Origin of the sequence: Alkalicaulis satelles (assembly GCF_008630495.1) — a bacterium.
Lineage (GTDB): Bacteria > Pseudomonadota > Alphaproteobacteria > Caulobacterales > Maricaulaceae > Oceanicaulis > Oceanicaulis satelles.
Window position 1 is genome coordinate 110616 of sequence record NZ_VWOJ01000005.1, and the last position, 21394, is coordinate 132009.

Consider the following 21394-nt stretch of genomic DNA (forward strand, 5'->3'; position numbering starts at 1 on the left):
ACCTGAACACAAATGGCCATTACCGAGACCGACTATATCTGGCGCAATGGCGCCTATATCCGCTGGGCCGACGCCCAGGTGCATGTGCTCAGCCACGCCCTGCACTACGGCACCTCCATGTTTGAAGGCATCCGGGTCTATGACACCCCGTCCGGCCCGGCCGGGTTCCGGGTGCGCGATCATATCCGCCGCCTGATCGATTCCGCGCGCATCTATTCGCTGGACCTGCCCTTTCCCGAGGACGAGATCGTCACTGCCTGCAAGGCGCTGGTGGCCAAAAACAAGCTCAGCTCGGCCTATATCCGGCCCCTGGCCATGATCGGCTATGGCTCTATCGGCGTGGTCCCGGCCAAGGATGCGCCGGTGGATGTCTATATCGCCGCCTTTCCCTGGGGCGCGTATCTGGGCGAGGAAGCGCGCACGCGCGGTGTGGACGTGATGGTCTCGTCCTGGAACCGGCTGGCGCCCAATACCGCGCCCACCGGCGCCAAGGCGGGGGGCAATTACCTCTCCAGCTATCTCATTTCCCGCGAGGCCAAGTCGCGCGGCTATGCCGAGGGCATCGGTCTTGATGTGGACGGGCGCCTGTCGGAAGGGGCGGGGGAGAATTTGTTCCTGGTCCATGGCGGCAAGCTGATGACCCCGCCTGCGGCCAGCTCCATCCTGCAGGGCATCACCCGCGATACGGTGATCACCCTGGCCAAGAAGGAAGGGCTCGAAGTGGTCGAGCAGGCCCTGCCGCGCGAGATGCTGTATCTGTGCGACGAGGCCTTCTTCACCGGCACCGCCGCTGAAATCACCCCCATCCGTTCGGTTGACGACAAGACCACCCGCGCCGCCGGCGCCGGGCCGGTCACGCGCCTGATCCAGGAGCGTTTCTTCGGCCTGTTTGATGGAAGCACCAAAGATGAATGGGGCTGGCTGGAGCCGGTCCGGGCCGTCAGCGCCGATGAAGGAGCCAGCCATGCCGTCGCCGTCTAGAACCCTGTTCGAGAAGATCTGGGACGCCCATATCGTCACCCCGGAAACCGGCGACGCGCCCGCGCTCATCTATATCGATCTGCACCTGATCCATGAGGTGACGAGCCCGCAGGCCTTCACCGAGCTGGACGCGCGGGGCCTGAAGGTGCGCTGCCCTGAACGCACCTTCGCCACCCTCGATCACGCCACCCCCACCACGCCGCGCGCGCCGGGTGTGCGGCCCGTCTACGCCAGCGCCGCAGCGCGCCAGCAGGTGGAGACGCTGGAGGCCAATTGCCGCCGTCACGCCATCGCGCTGGCCGGCTGGGACAGCCCCGACCGGGGCATTGTCCATGTGATCGGTCCGGAGCTGGGCCTGACCCAGCCGGGCCAGACCATTGTGTGCGGCGACAGCCACACCTCCACCCATGGCGCGTTCGGCGCGCTGGCGTTCGGCATCGGCACCACGGAAGTTGGCCATGTGCTGGCGACCCAGTGCCTGTTGCAGCGCAAGCCCCGCACCATGCGCGTACATGTGGATGGCGAGTTGCGCGTGGGCGTGGGGGCGAAAGACCTCATTCTGGCGATCATCGCCGAGCTGGGCGCTGGAGGCGCGGCCGGTCATGTCATCGAATATGCCGGGCCGGGCATTGAAGCCCTGTCCATGGAAGAGCGCATGACGGTGTGCAACATGTCCATCGAGGCGGGCGCGCGCGCCGGCCTGATCGCGCCGGACGAGACCACCTTCCGCTATCTGCAGGGCCGCGCCCACGCGCCCAAGGGCGCTGCCTTCGAGGCCGCCAAGGCGCGCTGGGCGCAGCTTAAATCGGATCCGGACGCCCGCTTCGACGCCGAGGTTCGCATCGACGCCTCGCGCTTGGCGCCCATGGTCACCTGGGGCGACAGCCCGGACATGGCCGCCCCGGTGGACTCCAGCCCGCCTGCGCCGTCTTCTTCGAAAATGGCCGAGGCGCTGGCCTATATGGGCTTCAAGCCGGGCGAGGCGCTCCTGGGCGAGAAGATCGATGCTGTCTTCATCGGCTCGTGCACCAATGCGCGCCTGTCCGACTTGCGCGAGGCGGCTGCCGTGATGGCCGGGCGCTGCGTGAAGCCGGGCGTGCGCATGCTGGTGGTGCCGGGCTCCGAAGCGGTCAAGCGCGCGGCGGAAGCCGAAGGGCTGGACGCCATTTTCCGCACCGCCGGGGCCGAATGGCGCGAGCCGGGCTGTTCCATGTGCATCGCCATGAACGGTGATAGCGGACGCCCGGGCGAGCTGGTGGTGTCCACCTCCAACCGCAATTTCGCCGGCCGCCAGGGCAAGGGCGTGCGCACCGTGCTGGCGAGCCCCGCCACCGCCGCCGCGTCCGCCGTGGCCGGCGCCATCGCCGATCCGCGCCGCATTCTGGAGGCTTCCCATGCGCAATGAGCCCGTCCGCACCCTCACCGCGCCGGTCTTCACCCTGCCCGACGCCAATGTGGACACCGACCAGATCATCCCCGCGCGCTTCCTGACCACCACCGAGCGCGGCGCGCTGGGCGAGGCGTGCTTTCATGACTGGCGCTTCCATATGGACGGCTCGAAGACAGGCCATCGGCTCAATGCGCTGGCGCCGGGCCAGCCGCACATTCTGGTCGCCGGTCATAATTTCGGCTGCGGCTCCTCGCGCGAGCATGCGCCCTGGGCGCTGAAGGATTTCGGGTTTCAGGCCGTAGTGACCACCCGGGCCGCCGACATCTTTCGCTCCAATGCGCTCAAGAACGCGCTGGTGGTGTGCGAGATCGACGAAGCCTCCCACGCCGCCCTGATGGACCGGGACGGGCTGGAGATGACGATTGATGTGGCCGCAGGCGAAATCATCGCAGGTAATATCAAGGCGCGCTTCACGCTGGAGCCCTTTGCGCGCACCTGCCTGATCGAGGGCGTGGACCCGCTGGGCTATATCCTAGCGCAAGACGAGGCGATCCGCCGCTTCGAGGCTGGCCGCGCGGCATGACGGCTCACATCCTGCTTTTGCCGGGCGATGGCATTGGCCCGGAGGTCACTGCGGCTGCGCGCGTGTGCCTGGAGGCTGCTGCGTCGCGCGCCGGTCTGTCGCTGAGCTTTGATGAGGCGCCGTTTGGCGGCGCCGGGATTGATGCGTGCGGTTCGCCCTTGCCTGAAGAGACCCTGCAAAAGGCGCGCGCCAGCGATGCGGTGTTCCTGGGCGCGGTGGGCGGACCGGCCTGGGATAGCGCGCCGCAAAGGCCGGAGGCCGGGCTGCTGGGTTTGCGCAAGGCGCTGGGCCTGTTCGCCAATCTGCGCCCTGTCAAAGTCATGGCGGGGCTGGAGGATTTTTCCCCGCTGCGCCCGGAGCGCGTGCGCGGCGCGGATTTGCTGATCGTGCGCGAACTCACAGGCGGGCTGTATTTCGGCGCACGCGAGGAGGGGCGCGAGCGCGCCTCGGATTCCTGCGTCTACACCGCTGAAGAAGTCACCCGCATCGCCCGCGTGGCGTTCGAGGCCGCGCGCGGTCGCTCGGGGCGCGTGACCAGCGTGGACAAGGCCAATGTGCTGGCCACCTCCCGGCTCTGGCGGGCGGTGGTGGAAGATGTGGCGCGCGACTTCCCGGACGTGGCGCTTGACCACCAGCTGGTGGATTCGGCGGCCATGGCGCTGGTGACTAACCCTGCGCGCTTTGACGTCATCCTCACCGAAAACCTGTTCGGCGATATCCTGTCAGACGAAGCCGCCGTGATTGCGGGCTCCATCGGCCTGCTGGGTTCCGCCAGCCTGGGCGCGGACGGTCCGGGCCTGTTTGAGCCCATCCATGGCAGCGCGCCGGACATCGCCGGCCAGGACAAGGCCAATCCCGCCGGCGCTATCGCCAGCGCGGCGCTGCTCCTGCGCCATGGCCTGAAACAGGCTGAGGCGGCGGACCGGCTGGAGGCTGCGCTGGAGGCGCAATTGCGCGCCGGCCCGCTGACGGCCGATCTGGGCGGAGACAGCGGCTGCGCGGCCTTTGCCGAAAAAGTTGCAGCGCACGCCGCACAGGCGTGAATTGACGCAAGCGCCCGGCAAGGCCAGTTAGGGACGGTAATCTTCCCGCCAGAGCGAAAGCGCATCCCATGGCCGATTTTGACTATGATCTCTTCACCATCGGCGCCGGGTCGGGGGGCGTGCGCGCCTCGCGCCTGGCCAGCCTGTCGGGCGCCAAGGTGGCGGTGGCCGAGGAATACCGCCCGGGCGGGACCTGCGTGATCCGCGGCTGCGTGCCCAAGAAATTCATGGTCTACGCCTCCAGCTTCGCCAAGACCTTCCGCCACGCGAAAGGCTATGGCTGGACGCTGGGCGTGCCGGAGTTCAGCTGGCCCGCCTTCCGCGACGCCATGCTGGGCGAGGTGGACCGGTTGTCGGGCATATACGCCAGCAATCTGGCCAAGGCCGGGGTGGAGCTGATCGAGGACCGCGCCGAGCTGGCCGGCCCGCACGAGATCCGCCTCATAAAATCGGGACGCACCGTCACCGCACGCCATATCCTGATCGCCACGGGCGGGGTTCCCAATGTGCCCGAAGGGCTGGAAGGCGCAGAGCTGGCGCTGAGCTCCAACGATCTGTTCCATCTTGATCACCTGCCCGAAAGCCTGGTGATCGCGGGCGGCGGCTATATCGCGTGCGAGTTTGCGCAAGTGTTCGCAGGCCTCGGCGTGAAGACCTGCCTGGTCTATCGCGGTGACACGGTGCTGCGCGGGTTTGACGATGATGTGCGCGCCTTCGTCCATGAACAGCTCAAAGAAAGCGGCGTGCGCGTCATCACCCACGCCGTGATCAAATCCATCAAGCCGTCAGACCGCGAGGGCTGGCGCGCGGTGACGCTGGATAAGGGCGAGGTGATCGAGGCCGATGCCGTGGTGCTGGCCACCGGGCGCGATCCCTGTACCGCCGGACTGGGCCTGGAAAATGCGGGCGTGAAGCTCGATGACCGGGGCGTCATTGCGGTGGACAAGTTTTCACGAACCAGCGTGGATCACATCTACGCCGTGGGCGATGTGACCAACCGGGTGAACCTCACCCCCGTGGCGATCCGCGAGGCGATGGCGTTTGTGGAGACGGTGTTTGCGGGCCGCGAGACCGCCTATGACCATAGCGATATCGCATCGGCGGTGTTTACCCAGCCGCCAGTCGGGGTGGTGGGCCTGACCGAGGCCGAGGCGCGGCGCGCCCATGGCAAGGTCGATATCTACAAATCCAAATTCCGGCCCATGAAGGGCATGTTGACCGACAAGCCGGACTGGATGTTCATGAAGCTGGTGGTCCGCGCCGAGGACCAGGTGGTGCTGGGCGTGCATATCGTGGGCGATGACGCGCCGGAAATCATCCAGGCTGTGGGCATCGCGGTCAAAGCGAAGCTGACCAAGGCCCAGTTCGACGCCACTTGCGCGGTTCATCCCACCGTGGCCGAAGAACTGGTCACCCTGCGCGAGAAATGGGTGGATCCCACGCTGGGCGGGGCGGTCTGAGGGCCTCTCAAGGCCTCACCCCGCCTCCGCCCATAAGGCGTCTCTAGTCTTCGTGACCGCCCATCTGGGACTGCATGTAACGCTCTTCGCCAACCCGTTCGATCAGGCCCAGCTGGGTTTCGAGGAAGTCGATATGCTCTTCCTCCGACTTCAGGATCTCGTCGAACAGCTGGCGTGAGACATAGTCGCCCGAGCTCTCACAATAGGCGACGGCCTCTTTGTAGATCGGATGGGCGCGGCGTTCGGCTTCCAGATCGCATTCGAGGATTTCCTTCACGCTCTCCCCGATCAGCACCTTGCCCAGATCCTGCACATTGGGCAGGCCTTCCAGGAACAGGATGCGCTCGATCAGCGCGTCGGCGTGCTTCATCTCGTCGATGGATTCCTCGTATTCCTTCTTGGCCAGACGGTGAAAGCCCCAGTCCTTGAGCATGCGCGCATGCAGGAAATACTGGTTGACCGTGGTCAGCTCCAGCTTGAGCGCCTTGTTGAGATGCTCGATGACTTTGGGATCGCCCTTCATGATTCCGGCTCCGTCTGGGTATGGGGATGTTGGTTGGCAATATATCACCGATTCATAAGCTTCCAAGTCATTGAAAGATAATTATTTAAGTCACTGAGAAGCATTTGCGCCGCTATATTGAGACGCGTTTGCACAAGTGCGTTGGGAGCGGATTTTGAACCGGCCTGCCGTGGCCGCCGCAGTGATCGCCAAAAAGTATGTGAACGCTGTTCACTTTTTGCGCGGACCGGGTTAGGCTTCACCAACGATCATCCACCAGCCGGGGCTGCGTCATGTCCGCCGTTATCGATGACATTCCCTTTCCCAGTCAGCCTGTGCGCCCCCTGGAGGCGCTGGCCGCGTTCGGCGATCTGATCCGCAACAAGGAAGACACGCGCCATGTGTTTCGCTTCTTCGCCGCCACGCAGGGGCGAACGGGCGAGGCGGGTTTCCGGCGCTTCTGCGCCAGCGAGCTGGGCCAGCGCGTCATCGCCGACCGTCAGTGGCTGGCGGACCAGCTGATGGACCGGGCGCGCCTGGAGAGCTACGGGCCGGGCACGTTCGCCTCGGCCTATCTGCATTATCTCGACAGTGAGGGCCTGTTCCCGCTGGGCGTCTATGAGGCGGCGGTGGCCAACAACCCTGAGCATTACGCGCTGCTTGACCGCGATTTCCCTCAATTCAGCGCCTACACCTGGGCCATGAGCCTGACTCACGATCTCTATCACGTGCTCACGGGCTATGGCCGCGACGCGCTGGGCGAGGCTCTGTTGCTGGTATTCACCGGCGTGCAGTCCGGCTCGCGCGGCTCGCGCCTTCTGGGCGCCATGGGCGGTCTGAAAATCCGCTCGGAAATCCCGCGCTGGCCGGTGGGGCGCATGATGCGTAACGCGGCGTCCATGGCGCGCACCGCCGCGCCCATGCCGGTCACGGATCTGACGGCCTTGTTCCCGCTCAAACTGGACGAGGCGCGCCAGGCGCTGCGTCTGAGGCCCGACCCGCTCTACCGCAACACGCTCGACACCTGGCAGGGCCCGGCGCCTCTGACGGTCAAGGCGTAGGCAGGCCAGCGCGTTTCCTCACTCCATAAACAGCGTCGCCGGGTGCTCCAGATAGCCCTTGACCGCCTGGATCAGGCGGGCGGCGTCGTAGCCGTCGACGATGCGGTGGTCGAAGCTGGAGGAGAGGTTCATGATCTTGCGCGGGGATACCCGGCCCTCTGCGTCGTAGCGCGGGAGGGTCTGCAGCTTGTTGACGCCGATGATGGCCGTCTCGGGATGGTTGATCACCGGGGTGGTGACGATGCCGCCCATGGCGCCCAGCGAGGTGATGGTGATGGTGGAGCCGGTGAGCTCCTCCTTGGTGGCCTTGCCGGTGCGCGCGGCTTCGGCCAGACGTTTGACCTCGGCGGCGATCTGCCAGACGTCGAGCGCCTCGGCGTGGCGGATCACCGGCACCATCAGGCCCTTGGGCGTGGCCGCCGCAATGCCGCAATGGACGCCCTCATACTGGGTCAGCACCGCGTTCTCGGTGTCGTAATGGGCGTTGGCCTGGGGCACGCCGGGCAGGGCGCGCACCAGCGCGGCGACCAGGAAGGGAATGAGGGTCAGCTTCTCGCGGCCTTCGGTGCGGCTGGCGTTGAGATGGGCGCGCAGCTCTTCCAGCGCGGTCAGATCAATCTCCTCCACATAGGCGATGTGGGGGATGGTGCGCTTGGCCAGCGCCATGTTCTCGGCGATCTTGCGGCGCAGGCCGATCACCTTGATGGTCTCTAAGCCGGTACGCGGCGCGCGCAGGGTCCCGGACCCGCCCGCCTTCGAGGCCAGGCGTCCGCCTGAGGCGATGAAGTCATCAAGATCTTCGTGTGTAATGCGCCCGGCCGGCCCCGTGCCCGGCACGGCGGCCAGATCAATATCAGCCTCCAGCGCGCGCTGACGCACGGCGGGGCTGGCGAGCGGGCGTTCGCCGGAGGGGCGTGACGTCGCGGCGCTCTGTCCTCCCCCGCCTGCGGGGGAGGTGCTGGCGGAGGCAGCGGAGGGGGCGGGCGTAGAGGGTTTGGGCTCAGCGGGCTTTTCGGCAAGGGCGTTTCCCCCCTCCGTCTGGCGCTTCGCGCCATCCACCTCCCCCGCAGGCGGGGGAGGAGAAGATTCCGCCTTCGCCCCGTCTTTCGCCGGTTCCGCTTCCGTCTCTTCGGTGGGCGGGGTGCCGTCGATCTCGATCACCAGGATCACCGTGCCCACTGCGATAATCTCGCCGGGCTCGCCCACAGTGGTCTTAACCACACCATTGACTGCGCAGGGGATTTCCACCGTCGCCTTGTCGGTCATCACATCCAGGATGTGCTGGTCCTCGACCACCTTGTCGCCAGGCTTGACGTGCCACTCTACGATCTCGGCCTCGACCACGCCCTCGCCGACATCGGGCATCTTGTATTTGTATTCGGCCATGGCTCAGGCCTCCGTGACGGTCTTGAGCGCGCGGATGAAGCGGTCGCGGGTGGGGAAATAGGCCCATTCATGGGCGTGGGGATAGGGCGTATCCCACCCCGTAAGGCGGAAGACCGGCGCCTCGAGCGCGTAGAAGCACTCTTCCTGGATCTGGGCGGCGAGCTCGGCGGCGAAGCCTGATGTGCGCGGCGCTTCCTGGGCGACCACCACCCGGCCGGTCTTATTCACCGAGGCGGCGATGGTCTCGATATCGTAAGGGACGAGCGTCTTGAGATCGATAATCTCGGCGTCGATGCCGGCATGCTCGGCGGCGGCCTCGGCCACATGCACCAGCGTGCCATAGGCGATCACCGTGCAGGCCTCGCCCGGGCGCACGATCTCGGCCTTGCCCAGCTCTACGGTGTAGCGCTCCTCGGGTACTTCGCCCTTGGGATGGCGCGCCCAGGAGGACAGCGGCTTGTCGGGCACGCCGTCAAACGGGCCGTTATAGATGCGCTTGGGCTCAAAAAAGATCACCGGATCGCCCGACTCGATGGACGCGATCAGCAGGCCCTTGGCGTCATACGGGTTGGACGGGACCACCACCTGCAGGCCGGGCACATGGGTGAAGAAGGCTTCCGGGCTCATGGAATGGGTCTGGCCGCCCCGGATGCCCCCGCCCCACGGGCTGCGCACCACGCAGCCGGAGGTGAACTGGCCCGCCGAGCGATAGCGGATGCGGCTCATCTCCGAGACGATCTGGTCAATGGCCGGGAAGATATAGTCGGCGAACTGGATCTCCGCGATAGGCTTGAGCCCGCGCGCGGCCATGCCCACCGCCATGGCGGCGATGGCGGCGATGGCGGCCTCGTTGATGGGCGCGTCAAACACCCGGTCCAGGCCGTATTTCGCCTGCAGGCCGTCAGTGGCCTTGAACACGCCGCCGAAATAGCCCGCGTCCTCGCCGAAGATGACCACGTCCGGATCAGCGTCCAGCAGCACGTCCATGGCCGAGTTGAGCGCCTGAATGATGTTCATCGCGGGCATGGCTCAGATCCCCAGATCCTGGCGCTGGCGGCGCAGCCGCCAGTCGGGACGCGCATACACGTCCTCGAAAATGCTTTCAGTGGGCGCCAGCGGGCCGTCATGCAGCGTGCCGTGGCTTTCGGCTTCCTTGTAGGATTTGACCACCAGCGCGGTCATGGTCTCTTCCAGCTTTTCGTGGCGGGCCTCGTCCCACTCGCCCTTGCCGATCAGGTGCTGTTTGAGCCGCTCGATGGGATCGCCCAGCGGCCAGCTGTCAAACTCGCCCTTTGGCCGGTATTTGGATGGATCGTCCGAGGTGGAGTGGGCGTCGGCGCGATAGGTGAACAGCTCGATCAGCGTCGCCCCGCCGCCCTTGCGCGCCCGTTCGGCGGCCCACTGGGTCGCGGCGTAGATCGCCAGGAAGTCATTGCCGTCCACGCGCAGCGAAGCGACCCCGTAGCCCAGCCCCTTGGCGGCGAAGGTCGGCGCATCGCCCAGGGCGATATTCTGGTGGCTGGAAATGGCCCACTGGTTATTGACCACGTTGAGGATCACCGGGGCGCGATAGGTGGAGGCCAGCGTCAGCGCGCCGTGGAAATCGCCCTCGGCGGTGGTGCCGTCGCCGATCCAGCTGGCCGCGATGCGGTCCTCGCCCTTGTAGGCGCAGGCCATGGCGTAACCTACCGCTTGCGGGAACTGGGTGCCCAGATTGCCCGAAATGGTGAACACATGGCCCTCTGCCCAGGCGTAGTGCACCGGCAGCTGGCGGCCTTTGAGATTGTCGCGGCTGTTGGAGATGCAGTGGCACATCATGTCCACGATGTCGCGCCCGCGCGCGAACAACAGCCCCTGCTGGCGGTAGCTGGGAAAGGCCATGTCGGTGGGGCGCATGGCCATGGCGCCGGCCACGGAGACGGCCTCCTCGCCAGTGGACTTCATATAGAAGCTCATCTTGCCCTGGCGCTGCAGCTTGAGCATGCGCTCGTCATAGATGCGCGTCAGCACCATGTGCGAGAGCCCCTCGCGCAGGATTTCAGGGCTGAGCCTGGGGTCCCAGTCGCCCACCGCCTGGTGGTTATGGTCCAGCACGCCCACCAGGCCCACCGCCAGATCCGATGTCTCGCGCCAGGAGGCCAGCGCGTCGGGGCGCTTGGCCGTACCCGCCTTGGGCAGGTTGAGATAGCTGAAGTCCGGCGCATCCCCGGGCCGGAAGGGCGGAGTGGGCACGTGAAAGCGAGACTGGGCGTCCGACATGTTTTGTCCGTACGTTTCTTCTTGCCCCGCAAGGCGTTTGCGCGGGCGAGGTAGCCGGACGGGGCGCTTTTGGCAACTGCGCGGGCGGGTGCGAACAGCATGCTGCATCTGCGAAGGGGTGGCTGGGGCAGGCGGCGCCTGTGTCCTCTGCCGCCCGCGGGAGAGGTCGTCCGAAGGACCGGAGAGAGGATTGGCGCATCCGCCGTTCATGTGGACGGGCGCTGGGCCTCCATCCCTTACGCAAAGCGGCGCGCGAAGCCGTCCATGGCGCGCACCAGGGCGTCGACAATGCCCGGTTCGCCTGCGGCGTGGCCGGCGTCGGGTATGAGGTCGAGGCGGGCGGCGGGCCAGGCTTTAGACAATCGCCAGGCGGTTCGCGCCGGGGTGACCATGTCATAGCGGCCCTGGACGATGACGCCGGGCAGATCTGCGAGATGGGCGGTGTCTTCCAGCAGCACGCCGTCGCGCTCCAGGAAGCCGCCATTTATGAAGTAGTGGGTCTCCATGCGCGCCAGCGCGTCGGCCCGGCGCGGTTCAGGGGCGGCCGCCGCGGGGTCGCCCTGCAGGCTGATCAGCGCGCTTTCCCAGCGCGCCCATTCCACAACGTCCGACCGGCGCTCATGAACATCCTCCACCATCACCCGGCGGTGATAGGCGCCTAGCACGTCCTCGCATTCGGTCGCCGAGAGCCGACCTGTGAACCGGTCCCAGACATCGGGGAAGAGGCGGTTGGCGCCATCGCGGTAGAACCAGTCGATCTCCTCGCGGGTGCAGGCGAACACGCCGCGCAGGGCCATGGCGATCACCTGCTCGCGGCAGGCGCGCGCATAGGCCAGCGCCAGCGTGGCGCCCCAGGAACCGCCGAACACGATCCACTGGTCCACGCCCAGATGGGCGCGCAGGGCCTCGATATCGGCCACCAGCCGCGGCGTGTCATTTGCGCGCACCTCGCCATGGGGGGTGGAGCGCCCGCAGCCGCGCTGGTCGAAAATGATGATGCGGTAGATGCGCGGATCAAAGAAGCGGCGCATGGCCGGCGCCGCGCCGCCGCCCGGGCCGCCATGGAGCGCCACCACCGGCAGACCGTCAGCGCGTCCGCACTCTTCGAAATACAGCCTATGGCCCTCGCCCACGTCCAGCATGCCGGTGCGATAGGGGTCCAGGGGCGCATAAAGCCCCAAGCGTCTGGTGTTGCGATGCGTGTCCATGGCGCCGGCCCGTCCCCCCACCTGCTTGAGCGCCGTCCCCGGGGGCGCCGTGCGAGGTGTGATTTTTCGTTTTGTTAACCGGGACAGTATGCGTTTTTATAGCGATAAGAAAGCGGCGTCAGTGGGGGCTGGGCCGCACGGCATGATCGAGGGAACATGATCCGTCCTGACAGGGCATTGCGCGCCATTGTGAGCGCCTCCGCTATGGCTGGCGCGCTGATGCTGGCCGCCTGCGCAGGCGCGCCCATGGACATGTCGGCGGGCCTGAACAATGGCGCAAGCGTCACGCGCGCCTCCGAGGTGCGCCATAGTGCGATCGAATTGCGGACTCTGATCGAGACCGAGGGCTGGGTGCTCAATGGCGGCACGCCGCTCATGGCCCGGCTCATTCGCGGATCGGCTCCCGGTGAGACCTCGCTGGCGCGCTATCTGGACGCCGCGCAGGATCCGGTCAGCGAGCAGATGACCGAAGATGCGCGGCGTGTCGCCGACCTGACGCGTCAGACCGTGCGCCTGGCGCTGGACGCGGCGGGTCAGAGGGGGGCGGGGCCGGACTATCTCGCCGCCGATCTGGCGGCGGTCGAAGGCGCGCTGACGGCCGTGCGCCGGTCCGGCCGGTTCTTCGCGGCGGCCGCGGGCGAGGCAGGCTCTGACAGCGAAACCCTGATGCGCGCGCTGACCGATCTGGACAAGGCCGAGCATGATCTGGCGTTGGCCGCCGATGCACTGGCCGAGCGGCGCTGGGCGCTGCGCACCGGCGCGGTCAGCTGACCTCCATGCCGCTCTCCATCCCCGGCGACCGCCTTGATCCGCAAGACGTGAAGGGCTTTCTGGCCCGCGATGAAGGCGAGGCGCTGGCCGCGCGCGCGCTGGAGGCGGCGGCATCTGCGCCGGGCGCGATGGTGGAGATCGGCTCCTGGTGTGGGCGCTCCAGCGTCTATCTCGGACGCGCGGCGCGTCAGGCGGGGCGGCTTTTATTTGCCGTCGATCACCATCGCGGCTCGGAAGAGCACCAGCCCGGCGAGGGCTATCATGACCCGGAGCTTTATGACGCCGAGCTCGGCCGGGTGGAGACGCTGCCGGCCTTGCGGCGCACGCTGGCGCTGGCCGATCTGGAGCGCTTTGTGGTTCCGGTGGTGGGGCCGTCAGCGGCGGTGGGCGCAGCCTGGTCCGGACCGCTGGCCTTTGTGTTCATCGATGGCGGCCACGCCATGGACACCGCGCTGGCCGACTATCGCGCCTGGGCGGGCCATGTGGCGCGCGGCGGCTTGCTGGCCATTCACGACGTGTTTCCCGACCCCAAGGATGGCGGGCGCCCGCCCTATGAAATCTGGAAGCTGGCCGCAGCCTCGGGGCTGTTCGAGCCGGCGGGCCGGGTCAATACGCTCGAGTTTCTGCGCCGGGTTTGAGCCAGGCGTCGGGCCGGGCGTGACTGACCATCAGTTCATGGCCGGGCGCCAGCGCAAACAGCGCGTCAGCGGCCAGCACCACAGCCGCCGAGGTCCAACCCGGGCGCTCCTTGGGCCAGATCATCCCCAGATCAAACTGCCAGCCCATCCAGTAGCCGCCTTGCCCGCGCGCCAGCGGGGCGAGATCGCTGATCAGGGCCAGCGCCCGCTCGCGCCAGCCAACGCCGAGACAGGCCATGGCGAGCTCGGCGGTTTCAGCCGCTGTGATCCAGGGTTCTTCGGCCACGCACCGGCAGCCCAGATCGGCGACCACGAAGCGGTTCCATCCCGCCTCCAGGCGCTGGCGCGCCGCCTCGCCGCGGATCGCGCCGGTGAGGACGGGATAGTACCAGTCCATGGCATAGCGCGTGCGGTCCTCGCCCAGCCGGTCGAAGCGCTCGGGCGCATGGTTGAAGGCGTGGGCTACAGCCTGGCGCGCACGCGCCCAGCCGGCCTTTCGCTGGCCCAGCGCGTCGGCAATGCGCAGGCCCGCCTCGAAGCTCTTGAACAGCGACGCGTTGCCCGCGCGCAGCGAGTCGATCTCCTCCAGCGGCTGGCCGGGATCTGGATCGCGCCAGACGATATCGCCAAATTCGGTCTGGCGCGCCGCGACCCAGTCCAGGGCGCGGGTCACCATGGGCGCGTGGCGCGCGATCAGGCGCGGCTCGTCCAGCGCCAGCGCGCAGCGCAGCACGGTGACGGCGGCATATCCCGTGAAATTGGTGTCGCGCGCGGTGACGGGAATGGCGGGCGGGGCGATGCGCTCGCCGCTTTCATCCATGGGCACGCCCGCGCCCAGCTCACCGGTCCAGCCGCCATCAGATTCCTGACGGTCCGCCAGCGCATCCAGCGCCCGAGCTGCAGCTTCGGCGCGCCCGGCCACCGCCAGCGCCATGGCGCTCTCGCCATGATTCCACGGGTCCCACACCCCGGCCTCGACCCAGGGAATCGTCCCGTCACGGCGCTGCAGCGCCTCGATCCGGTCGGCGCAGGCGGCGACATCAACGCCCGGATGAAGCGCGCGCGGGCTCATGGGGCGCCTTTCGTGAAATACATGGCCACCGATTTGCCCATGAGCGGGTTGAGCGCGGCTTCCAGCCAGCGCGTCAGGCGCGGGCGCTTCATCAGATCCCATTCCAGGAAGCGCTTGTAGAGCGCCACCGTGCGGCTCTCCTCCTGGCGCGCCCATTTGGCGCAGCGCAGCCACCAATAGGGGCTGTGCAGGGCGTGGGCGTGGTGGGCGGCGAAGCGTGACATGCCGCGCGCCTCCACCTGACGGCGCAGCGCCCGGGGGCGGAAAATGCGCACATGGCCGCCGGGCGTGTTGCTGTAATCGTCCGAGAGGCGCCAGCAGATCGCCTCGGGCCAGTAGCGCGGCACCGACAGGGCGAAGCGCCCGCCGGGTTTGAGGATGCGGGTGATTTCAGCCAGCGCTCCGTCCACATCGGGCAGATGCTCAAGCACCTCAGAACAGATCACCACGTCAAAGCTGGCGTCCGGCCAGGGCAGGCGCGCCGCATCGCCCACGCACCACACTGCACTGCGCGGCGGATGTTGCGGCGGCGGGGGCAGTTCGAAGAAGCCGTCGACGGCGCCCTTCAGGTCGTCCAGCGACAAATCCAGCATGACCACGTCCAGCGCCTTGTCATGCCAGTAGAGCGCATGGGAATGCCGGCCCCGCCCGCAGCCGAGATCAAGCACGCGCTGACCGTCTTTCAGGTCCAGCGCATCCAGGCGCACGGTCACCATCATGACAGGGGTGCGCCTTCGCGCGCGGCCAGGATCTCGTCATAAAGCGCGATGGCGGCCCGGGCGTGATCCTCCCAGCGGAAGGCCGTGCGCGCGCGCTGGGCGCAGGCTTTGCCAACCCGGGCGCGGCGTTCGGGATCGTCCATCAGGCCGGCGATCGCCTCGGCCAGCGCCGCGCTGTCGCCCGCGGGCGTCACGATCCCGGCCTTGCCCGCCACCTCGGGCAGGGCGCCGCCATCGGACACGATCACCGGCGCGCCGCAGGCCATGGCCTCGGCGGCGGGAAAGCCGAAGCCTTCAAAGCGCGAGGCGGAGACGAAGATCGTGCAGCGCCGGTAAAGCTCGGCGATGGCCTCGCGCGTCAGGCCGGAGACGAACTCCACTTGCGCCATCAGCCCGGCGCGCTCCAGGGCGCGCTTGGCCTGACCCTCGCGCAGCTGGCCAATGACGGTTAGCCGTATCTGGCGGTCCCGGCTTTTCAGCGCATGAAGCGCGTCAATGAGCACGTCGAGGCCCTTGATGGGCACGTCAGCGGACGCCAGCGCCACCAGCCGGTCCTCGTCACGCGCGATGGACGGGTCGGGGTAATAGACGGCATGATCAATACCGTTATGGGCCACACACACCTTGGCCGGGTCCACGCCGCAGCGCGCGTGATAAGCTTGGCGCGACGCTTCTGAAACGCACAGGAAATGCTCCAGCCTGCGGGCTGCGCGCGCCTGCACCTCGACAAAGGAATGCCAGCGGCGGGTGAGGATGCGCCCCATGCGCGTGGCTGCGCCCGCCACTGCGAAATCGCGGTCGATGGCGATGGGGTGATGAAGGGTGGTGATCAGGGGCGTGCGCCTGGCGATGCGCGCCATGGGCAGGGCCAGGGTCTGGTTGTCATGGATCACGTCATACCGGCCCGGATGCGCGGCCAGAAACGCCTCCAGCCGCAGGGCGAAGGCGGTCATCTCCCCGAACGCGCCGGTATTGTGAGCGGCCCATTCATGGCGGTCGGCGCGTGAGGTGAGATGCCTGAACCGCAGCGCCATGAAGGCGTTGGACGTGCTGAACAGGTCCAGGGAGGGCAGTTTTTCCAGCGTCACGCCCTCATCCAGCTCAGGGTAAGGCGCGCCGGAGGCCACGCTCACCTGGCAGCCCTCGCCCATCAGGGCGCGGGCCAGCTCGCGCACATACACACCTTGCCCGCCGACATGAGGGTGGGAGCGATAGCTGGTGACCAGAACCCGCAATGGCGAAGGCCGGCGCGGAGAAGGGGCGAGGGCGTCTTTCATCGGCGCGGGACGCTATAGCGGGCGCGCCCCGCCGCCAAGAGCAAACGCTGTTCACCGGGGCTGATTTTCAGCGCCGCAAAACCTCCTCGCGGCTTTCACTAACCGCTCCGGCGCGCTAGAGCCTGCCCCATGGTCCTGCGCCTCGATCCGATCCCGCGCCCGGCGCGCTTCGCGTTGTTTTACGCCGCGTTCTATATCGGGTTCGGCGCCTATCTGCCCTATATGCCGGTCTGGTTCGAGGCCAGGGGCCTGAGCCCTGAACTGATCGGGGCGGCGGGCGCAGCAGCCATGGCGGGGCGGGTGCTGGCGGCGCCGCTGGGCGCCTATTTCGCCGACCGGGCCGCCAGGCGCCGCCATGCGGTCTCCGGCTTCACCCTGGGGTCCGTGCTCATTTTCCTGGCCCATATTCCCGCCCATGAGCCCTGGCTCATCATCGCGCTGGCGGGTCTGGCGGGCGGGGCCTTTACCGGCATCAACCCGATTGTTGATGCGTTCGCCATGAGCGAATCGCGCCGCCGGCGCTTCGCCTTCGGGCCGCCGCGCGCCATTGGCTCGGCGGCGTTTATCCTGGGCAATATGGGCTGCGGCGCGCTGATCTCCCTGATCGGTGGAGAGGCGGCGCTGTACTGGACGCTGACCGGAGCGGGGCTGGCGCTGATCGCCTCATTCTGGTTGCCCGAGGGCCGCCGCGCCCCCGCGCCGCCGCCTGGCGCTCCGCGCGCCGGGCTCATGGCCGCGCTGCTGGCCGGCGGCATGCCGCTGGCGTTTGCCGCTTCGGCGTTGATCCAGGGCGCCCACGGTTTTTATTACATATTCTCCGCCGTGGCCTGGAAGACCCAGGGCATCGCTCCGGTCTGGATCGGCGCCCTGTGGGCCACGGGCGTGGCCGCCGAGATCGTGTTTTTCGCCCTGTCGGCGCGCTATCTCGCCCGGCTCAATCCCGCTCTTCTGATCGCTATTGCGGGCGCGGCGGCGGTCGTGCGCTGGATCGCGCTGGCCGCTGCGCCGCCCTTGCCGGCGCTGTTCGCCCTTCAGGGCCTGCATGCCCTGACTTTCGGAGCGAGCTATTTGGGCTTTCTGCGCTATGCCGCCGAGCATGTGCCCGAGCGGTTCGCCGCTACCACCCAGGCCGTTAACTCCGCCCTGGCGGGCGGCTTGGTGCTGGCTGCAGCGAGCCTTATATCGGGATATGCCTATGAAGCGTTCGGCGCAGGCGGGTTTGCGGTGATGGCCATCCCTTCGCTTGCAGGCATGATCTGTGCGCTGGCTCTCGCGCACCGGGCCAGAAACAGGCCATAATGACGCCGCAACCGGAGACAAGTCTCGCTAAAGCCTCGCGAAAGGGCGCATGACGGGGACATGAACGCCGACACGCTACATCCCGACAGAGCCAGCCTGTCTATGCGCCGGGACGGCGCGCAGCTTGTCCTCGAGCCGCGCGGAGACTGGCTTGTGGATACGATTGCGCGCCTGGAGCCGTCCCTTCACCAATTGGAGCGCGAAAGCGGGTTCAGCGTCCTGACTATTGATGTGTCCGGAATCGGACGAATCGATACGGCGGGCGCTTATCTTCTGGGCCGGCCGCTCAAACATGCCGGCGCGGCGGACGCCGCCATCAAGTTTGCCGGCGAACATCCCACCGCCGAACGTCTGATCACGGAGATGCGCGCGCGCCAGATCGATGGCGGGCCGGAGCCTGATATCGACCGCTCGCTGGCGGGGGTTATGGCGCGCATCGGGCGCGCCGCTGACAGCATATGGCGCGAGACCTATGACAGCTTCGCCTTTCTCGGGCGCACCACGACCACTGGCGCGGCTGTAGCCTTGCGGCCAGCGCGCTGGCGGGTGACCTCCATGGTCTATCTGATGGAGACCGTAGGCGTGAACGCCCTGCCCATCATTGCGGTTCTGTCCTTCTTCATCGGCGCGGTGGTCGCTTATATGGGCGCCAACCTGCTCGATTTCATCGGCTTTTCGGTGTTCACCGTGGAGCTGGTGGGGATTGCCGTGCTGCGTGAGTTTGCGGTCCTGATCACCGCCATCCTGCTGGCCGGACGCTCGGCCTCGGCCTTCACCGCCGCCATAGGCTCGATGAAGATGCAGCAGGAAGTCGACGCCATGAAGGTGATGGGGCTCGATCCCTATGAGGTGCTGGTGCTGCCGCGCGTGTTCGCGTGCGCCATCATGGCGCCGCTTTTGACTTTGGCGGCCATGCTCAGCGGAATCTTCGGAGGCATGCTGGTGGCCTGGGCCTCGCTGGGCATTTCGCCAACCTTCTTCATCGTGCGTCTGCAGGATACGGTGCCGATTGATCATCTGTGGGTGGGCCTTTCGAAAGCGCCGGTCTTCGGTCTGGTGATCGCGATCATCGGCTGCCGCCACGGCCTGAAGGTGGGCGGGGACGTTGAAAGCCTGGGCTCCAGCGTGACCACTGCTGTGGTGCAGGCCATCTTTGCGGTGATCCTGATCGATGCGCTGTTCGCCATGCTCTATCTGGAGATGGGCATATGAGCGCGGACCTGATCATCGAGGTGCGCGGGCTGCGCACCCAGTTCGGGACCCATGTGGTTCATGACGGGCTGGACCTGGAGGTGCGCCGCGGCGAAGTGCTGGGCATTGTCGGCGGTTCGGGATCGGGCAAGTCGGTCCTGCTCAATTCCATCATCGGCCTGCTGCAGCCGGCGGCGGGGGAGATATTCATCGATGGCCGCTTGCGCTCGCGCCTGACAGACAGCGAGCGCGCGGCGCTGGAGCGGCGCTGGGGCGTTTTGTTCCAGTACGGCGCGCTGTTTTCGGCCCTGAGCGTGCGCGAAAACGTCATGGCGCCAATGCGCGAGCATCTCGAAATCAGTCACGCCCTGATGGCCGAGCTGGCTGATCTCAAGATCGCCCTGGCCGGTCTGGGGCCGGAGGCGGCGGGCAAGCTGCCCTCCGAGCTGTCAGGCGGCATGCGCAAGCGCGCCGCGCTGGCCCGGGCGCTGGCGCTGGACCCGGACATATTGTTCCTGGACGAGCCCACAGCGGGGCTTGATCCCATTGCAGCGGGCAAATTCGACACACTGATCCGGGAATTGTCACAGACGCTGGGGCTTACGGTAGTGATGATCACGCACGATCTTGATACCCTGCATGCGATTTGCGACCGGGTGGCCGTGATCGCGGAGAAGCGGGTGATCGCCAATGCGCCGCTGGATGAGCTCACGCGCCATCCCCATGTGTGGATACAGGAATACTTTGGCGGGCCGCGCGGACGTGCTGCGTTGCGCCAGGGCGCAGGCAGCCGGTAACAGAAGCCAAAGAAGGCGGACGGACCCATGGAAACAAAAGCCCATCACGCACTGGTCGGATTCTTTGTCGTTTTCCTGACGATCGCGGGCGGCTTTTTTGCGCTCTGGCTGTCCCAGATCGCGTTTGACCGGGAGTATCGTGAGTTCGATGTCATTTTTGACGGCCCGGTGCGCGGCCTGCGCGAGGCTTCGGAAGTGCGGTTCAACGGCATTCAGGTCGGCGAGGTCACGGAGCTGGGCCTCAATCCCGAGGACACCACCCAGGTGATCGCGCGCATCCGGGTGGATGCGGCCACGCCGGTCAAGGTGGATTCCACCGCCCAGCTTGAACCCCAGGGCCTGACCGGGCTGTCGCTGATCCAGATTTCCGGCGGCTCGGCGGAGGCGGCCCGTCTGGAGAGCCGGTTTGGCGACCGGGCGCCGCGCATCTATGCGCGCCAGACCCAGCTTGATGAGCTGTTGTCGGGCGGAGAGACCTTGCTGGAAAGCTCCCAGCTGGCTTTCACCCGGGTCGCGGCGCTGCTGACCGATGACAATATCGCCTCGGTGTCGCGCACATTGAGCCATATCGAGACCCTGACCGGCCAGCTGGCCGAAGAGGACGGGCTGGTTGCGGAGATGCGAATCGCGGCGCGCAGTCTGGACCAGGCCGCCCGCGACGTGTCGGAAGCGGCGGTGGGCATCGAGCGGTTCGGCCGCACCGCCGAGGTCTTCCTGACCGATGAGGTCGGCCCCATGGTGGCCGATGTCTCGGCAGCCTCCATCGAGGTCGACAAGGCCTCCCAGGAAACCTACGCCATGCTGTCCGCCCTGCGCCCCGGGCTGGAGCGGTTCACCGATGAAGGCCTTGGCCAGCTGACCGCCGCGATCCGGGATCTGCGCGGGGCGCTGGCGGCCATGGAGCGCATCATGCTCGATTTGGAAGAAGATCCGTCGGCGTTCGTTGCCCGTACGTCCGGTGAGGAAGTGGAGGTGCCGCGATGAGGGGCCTGACAATCAAGCGCCTGGGGCGCGCCGCCGCCGTGCTGGCGGGGGCTGTTGTCTTGAGCGGGTGCATCTCGCTTCTGCCAGAGACCCAGCCGCGCACGCTTTACCGGCTGGCGTCGGCTGAAATTCACGCCGACGCCATGCCCCGCCGCGCGGCCATTCCGGTCAGCCTGGAGCGTATTGACGCGCCCCGGGCGCTGGCCACCGACAAAATCGCGCTGGAACGCAATGGCGCGATCGCCTACATGGCCGGCGCGGGCTGGGCGGCGCCTGCGCCGGTGCTCTTCCAGAGCGTGCTGGAGGACGCCTTCTTTTCAGAAGCTCCGCAACTCTCAGCCGTGCGCGCCGAGGACGGGGTCAGCGCGCGTTACCGGCTGGACGCCGAGCTGCGCCGGTTCGAAGCGGTCTATGATCAGGGCGAGAACGCCGCGCCACTGGTGCGCGTGACCGTGCGCGCCCGTCTGATCGACCGGGGTGAACGCACGATGGCCGCTCGCCGGGTGATCACCCGCGAGGTGCGCGCCAGCGCCCATCGTCAGAGCGCCATTGTGGACGCCTTCTCGCGCGCTTCCCACGACGCGGCGCGGGAGCTGGCGGGCTGGACCGGGAGGGAGGTCTGCGCCATCGAGCCTGAAGCGCGCGCCTGCCGCTAGCTTGCCGCCGTGAAGTTCAGCCAAGCGCGCCAGATACGCGCTTGGCGTAGGCAACATGGTTTACACCCTGTTATCCGCATTCCTTCAAAGCTGGCTTTGTCTAGTCGCTTTGGGAGG

The 21394-nt window shown here is 67.1% G+C and carries 21 protein-coding genes; 13 read left to right on the forward strand and 8 right to left on the reverse strand.

Going from position 1 to position 21394, the window contains the following annotated elements; all coding sequences use genetic code 11:
• Positions 1-12 precede the first annotated feature (12 nt).
• The 5 genes from F1654_RS13205 (at position 13) to gor (ending at position 5457) form a co-directional block, all read left to right on the forward strand.
• Positions 13-981, forward strand: coding sequence for a branched-chain amino acid transaminase (locus tag F1654_RS13205; protein WP_150024030.1), 969 nt, complete (start codon positions 13-15; stop codon positions 979-981).
• Positions 965-2386: a 3-isopropylmalate dehydratase large subunit gene (gene leuC / locus F1654_RS13210; RefSeq protein WP_150024031.1), complete on the forward strand. Its 1422-nt coding sequence runs from the start codon at positions 965-967 to the stop codon at positions 2384-2386. Before F1654_RS13205 ends, leuC begins: the two co-directional genes overlap by 17 nt.
• On the forward strand, positions 2376-2954 hold the full coding sequence (leuD, locus tag F1654_RS13215; protein ID WP_150024032.1) for a 3-isopropylmalate dehydratase small subunit: 579 nt from the start codon (positions 2376-2378) through the stop codon (positions 2952-2954). Before leuC ends, leuD begins: the two co-directional genes overlap by 11 nt.
• A complete protein-coding gene (gene leuB / locus F1654_RS13220) occupies positions 2951-3997 on the forward strand; it encodes a 3-isopropylmalate dehydrogenase (RefSeq protein WP_150024033.1) in 1047 nt (348 codons plus the stop codon). The genes leuD and leuB overlap by 4 nt, the downstream gene beginning before the upstream one ends.
• Positions 3998-4065: 68 nt before the next feature.
• Positions 4066-5457, forward strand: a complete 1392-nt coding sequence (gene gor / locus F1654_RS13225; RefSeq protein ID WP_150024034.1) for a glutathione-disulfide reductase — start codon at positions 4066-4068, stop codon at positions 5455-5457.
• A gap of 43 nt (positions 5458-5500) precedes the next feature.
• On the opposite strand, the gene bfr is transcribed toward gor, so the two are convergent.
• Positions 5501-5980, reverse strand: a complete 480-nt coding sequence (gene bfr, locus F1654_RS13230; protein ID WP_150024035.1) for a bacterioferritin — start codon at positions 5978-5980, stop codon at positions 5501-5503.
• A gap of 272 nt (positions 5981-6252) precedes the next feature.
• On the opposite strand from bfr, the gene F1654_RS13235 reads away from it, so the two are divergent.
• The gene (locus F1654_RS13235) at positions 6253-7020 is read left to right on the forward strand and encodes a Coq4 family protein (RefSeq protein WP_150024036.1); all 768 of its coding nucleotides are present in this window, start codon (positions 6253-6255) and stop codon (positions 7018-7020) included.
• Between the two features lie 18 nt (positions 7021-7038).
• On the opposite strand, the gene F1654_RS13240 is transcribed toward F1654_RS13235, so the two are convergent.
• From F1654_RS13240 to pip, 4 genes are all read right to left on the reverse strand, one after another.
• Complete coding sequence (locus tag F1654_RS13240) at positions 7039-8406, reverse strand: dihydrolipoamide acetyltransferase family protein (RefSeq protein WP_150024037.1); 1368 nt, start codon at positions 8404-8406, stop codon at positions 7039-7041.
• Positions 8407-8409: 3 nt separating this feature from the next.
• Positions 8410-9432 (reverse strand): alpha-ketoacid dehydrogenase subunit beta, encoded by a 1023-nt coding sequence (locus tag F1654_RS13245; RefSeq protein ID WP_199200585.1) that lies wholly within the window; start codon positions 9430-9432, stop codon positions 8410-8412.
• A 3-nt stretch (positions 9433-9435) separates the two neighbouring features.
• Positions 9436-10665, reverse strand: a complete 1230-nt coding sequence (locus F1654_RS13250; RefSeq protein ID WP_150024038.1) for a thiamine pyrophosphate-dependent enzyme — start codon at positions 10663-10665, stop codon at positions 9436-9438.
• A 236-nt stretch (positions 10666-10901) separates the two neighbouring features.
• Complete coding sequence (gene pip, locus F1654_RS13255) at positions 10902-11873, reverse strand: prolyl aminopeptidase (protein WP_150024039.1); 972 nt, start codon at positions 11871-11873, stop codon at positions 10902-10904.
• Positions 11874-12029: 156 nt separating this feature from the next.
• Between pip and F1654_RS13260 the strand changes: the two genes are divergently transcribed.
• Together F1654_RS13260 and F1654_RS13265 are read left to right on the forward strand one after the other, a co-directional pair.
• Positions 12030-12644, forward strand: coding sequence for a hypothetical protein (locus F1654_RS13260; protein ID WP_150024040.1), 615 nt, complete (start codon positions 12030-12032; stop codon positions 12642-12644).
• A 5-nt stretch (positions 12645-12649) separates the two neighbouring features.
• Positions 12650-13282 carry a class I SAM-dependent methyltransferase gene (locus F1654_RS13265; RefSeq protein WP_150024041.1) on the forward strand — a complete coding sequence of 211 codons (633 nt, stop codon included), beginning with the start codon at positions 12650-12652 and terminating at the stop codon, positions 13280-13282.
• Here the strand turns inward: F1654_RS13265 and F1654_RS13270 are convergent.
• From F1654_RS13270 to F1654_RS13280, 3 genes are read right to left on the reverse strand one after another with little or no spacing between them, the layout of a single operon-like run.
• Complete coding sequence (locus tag F1654_RS13270) at positions 13251-14354, reverse strand: hypothetical protein (protein ID WP_150024042.1); 1104 nt, start codon at positions 14352-14354, stop codon at positions 13251-13253. The two genes, F1654_RS13265 and F1654_RS13270, sit on opposite strands and share 32 nt — an antisense overlap.
• Positions 14351-15073, reverse strand: coding sequence for a class I SAM-dependent methyltransferase (locus tag F1654_RS13275; protein WP_150024043.1), 723 nt, complete (start codon positions 15071-15073; stop codon positions 14351-14353). Before F1654_RS13275 ends, F1654_RS13270 begins: the two co-directional genes overlap by 4 nt.
• Positions 15070-16350 (reverse strand): glycosyltransferase family 4 protein, encoded by a 1281-nt coding sequence (locus F1654_RS13280; RefSeq protein ID WP_150024044.1) that lies wholly within the window; start codon positions 16348-16350, stop codon positions 15070-15072. The genes F1654_RS13275 and F1654_RS13280 overlap by 4 nt, the downstream gene beginning before the upstream one ends.
• 129 nt (positions 16351-16479) lie before the next feature.
• Here F1654_RS13280 and F1654_RS13285 point away from each other — a divergent pair, with 129 nt between their 5' ends.
• Genes F1654_RS13285 through F1654_RS13305 form a run of 5 tightly spaced genes read left to right on the forward strand, consistent with a single transcriptional unit; the run spans position 16480 to position 21277 of the window.
• Positions 16480-17649, forward strand: a complete 1170-nt coding sequence (locus F1654_RS13285) for an MFS transporter (RefSeq protein ID WP_150024045.1) — start codon at positions 16480-16482, stop codon at positions 17647-17649.
• 60 nt (positions 17650-17709) lie between these two features.
• A complete protein-coding gene (locus tag F1654_RS13290) occupies positions 17710-18861 on the forward strand; it encodes an ABC transporter permease (RefSeq protein ID WP_150024046.1) in 1152 nt (383 codons plus the stop codon).
• The gene (locus tag F1654_RS13295) at positions 18858-19637 is read left to right on the forward strand and encodes an ABC transporter ATP-binding protein (RefSeq protein WP_150024047.1); all 780 of its coding nucleotides are present in this window, start codon (positions 18858-18860) and stop codon (positions 19635-19637) included. The genes F1654_RS13290 and F1654_RS13295 overlap by 4 nt, the downstream gene beginning before the upstream one ends.
• 27 nt (positions 19638-19664) lie before the next feature.
• Positions 19665-20621, forward strand: a complete 957-nt coding sequence (locus F1654_RS13300; protein WP_150024048.1) for an MlaD family protein — start codon at positions 19665-19667, stop codon at positions 20619-20621.
• Positions 20618-21277, forward strand: a complete 660-nt coding sequence (locus F1654_RS13305) for an ABC-type transport auxiliary lipoprotein family protein (protein WP_150024049.1) — start codon at positions 20618-20620, stop codon at positions 21275-21277. The genes F1654_RS13300 and F1654_RS13305 overlap by 4 nt, the downstream gene beginning before the upstream one ends.
• Positions 21278-21394 lie beyond the last annotated feature (117 nt).

What these genes read in the sequence shown, in the direction of transcription:
- F1654_RS13205 (WP_150024030.1), top strand. Translation starts at nt 13, where the DNA reads ATGGCCATTACCGAGACCGACTATATCTGGCGCAATGGCGCCTATATC.
- leuC (WP_150024031.1), top strand. Translation starts at nt 965, where the DNA reads ATGCCGTCGCCGTCTAGAACCCTGTTCGAGAAGATCTGGGACGCCCAT.
- leuD (WP_150024032.1), top strand. Translation starts at nt 2,376, where the DNA reads ATGCGCAATGAGCCCGTCCGCACCCTCACCGCGCCGGTCTTCACCCTG.
- leuB (WP_150024033.1), top strand. Translation starts at nt 2,951, where the DNA reads ATGACGGCTCACATCCTGCTTTTGCCGGGCGATGGCATTGGCCCGGAG.
- gor (WP_150024034.1), top strand. Translation starts at nt 4,066, where the DNA reads ATGGCCGATTTTGACTATGATCTCTTCACCATCGGCGCCGGGTCGGGG.
- bfr (WP_150024035.1), bottom strand. Translation starts at nt 5,980, where the DNA reads ATGAAGGGCGATCCCAAAGTCATCGAGCATCTCAACAAGGCGCTCAAG.
- F1654_RS13235 (WP_150024036.1), top strand. Translation starts at nt 6,253, where the DNA reads ATGTCCGCCGTTATCGATGACATTCCCTTTCCCAGTCAGCCTGTGCGC.
- F1654_RS13240 (WP_150024037.1), bottom strand. Translation starts at nt 8,406, where the DNA reads ATGGCCGAATACAAATACAAGATGCCCGATGTCGGCGAGGGCGTGGTC.
- F1654_RS13245 (WP_199200585.1), bottom strand. Translation starts at nt 9,432, where the DNA reads ATGCCCGCGATGAACATCATTCAGGCGCTCAACTCGGCCATGGACGTG.
- F1654_RS13250 (WP_150024038.1), bottom strand. Translation starts at nt 10,665, where the DNA reads ATGTCGGACGCCCAGTCTCGCTTTCACGTGCCCACTCCGCCCTTCCGG.
- pip (WP_150024039.1), bottom strand. Translation starts at nt 11,873, where the DNA reads ATGGACACGCATCGCAACACCAGACGCTTGGGGCTTTATGCGCCCCTG.
- F1654_RS13260 (WP_150024040.1), top strand. Translation starts at nt 12,030, where the DNA reads ATGATCCGTCCTGACAGGGCATTGCGCGCCATTGTGAGCGCCTCCGCT.
- F1654_RS13265 (WP_150024041.1), top strand. Translation starts at nt 12,650, where the DNA reads ATGCCGCTCTCCATCCCCGGCGACCGCCTTGATCCGCAAGACGTGAAG.
- F1654_RS13270 (WP_150024042.1), bottom strand. Translation starts at nt 14,354, where the DNA reads ATGAGCCCGCGCGCGCTTCATCCGGGCGTTGATGTCGCCGCCTGCGCC.
- F1654_RS13275 (WP_150024043.1), bottom strand. Translation starts at nt 15,073, where the DNA reads ATGATGGTGACCGTGCGCCTGGATGCGCTGGACCTGAAAGACGGTCAG.
- F1654_RS13280 (WP_150024044.1), bottom strand. Translation starts at nt 16,350, where the DNA reads ATGAAAGACGCCCTCGCCCCTTCTCCGCGCCGGCCTTCGCCATTGCGG.
- F1654_RS13285 (WP_150024045.1), top strand. Translation starts at nt 16,480, where the DNA reads ATGGTCCTGCGCCTCGATCCGATCCCGCGCCCGGCGCGCTTCGCGTTG.
- F1654_RS13290 (WP_150024046.1), top strand. Translation starts at nt 17,710, where the DNA reads ATGAACGCCGACACGCTACATCCCGACAGAGCCAGCCTGTCTATGCGC.
- F1654_RS13295 (WP_150024047.1), top strand. Translation starts at nt 18,858, where the DNA reads ATGAGCGCGGACCTGATCATCGAGGTGCGCGGGCTGCGCACCCAGTTC.
- F1654_RS13300 (WP_150024048.1), top strand. Translation starts at nt 19,665, where the DNA reads ATGGAAACAAAAGCCCATCACGCACTGGTCGGATTCTTTGTCGTTTTC.
- F1654_RS13305 (WP_150024049.1), top strand. Translation starts at nt 20,618, where the DNA reads ATGAGGGGCCTGACAATCAAGCGCCTGGGGCGCGCCGCCGCCGTGCTG.